The organism is Metalysinibacillus jejuensis (assembly GCF_003057615.1).
Taxonomy (GTDB): domain Bacteria; phylum Bacillota; class Bacilli; order Bacillales_A; family Planococcaceae; genus Metalysinibacillus; species Metalysinibacillus jejuensis.
In genome coordinates this window covers 1-245 of sequence record NZ_QAFW01000224.1, presented here as the reverse complement: position 1 = coordinate 245, position 245 = coordinate 1, and the positions used below count along the sequence as shown (strand labels likewise).

The window sequence follows — 245 nt, the reverse complement described above, 5'->3', positions numbered from 1 at the left end:
CGTCCATAGCGAAATCTAGCCCAACAACTTTCTGAATGGACACTGGTTTAATTTCTTTCTCGTATTCTGTCAAAATCGAAATATAGTATTTACCTGATTTTGTTTTAGAAATCGTACAAGATTTTAATTTATAATCCGTAGGGATTTCCCGATGTTGCTTGATTTTTACTAATTTCAGTTTAGGTAATTTGATATGACCATCTTGCAATTCGATATTTCCGTTCACTCGATTGGTTGTATAAGAC

Annotated in this window: 1 pseudogene; it reads right to left on the bottom strand. The window is 33.1% G+C overall.

What is annotated here, in order from left to right:
- A pseudogene (locus DDE80_RS14980) lies at positions 1-245 on the bottom strand (RNA-guided endonuclease TnpB family protein); the annotation flags it as partial.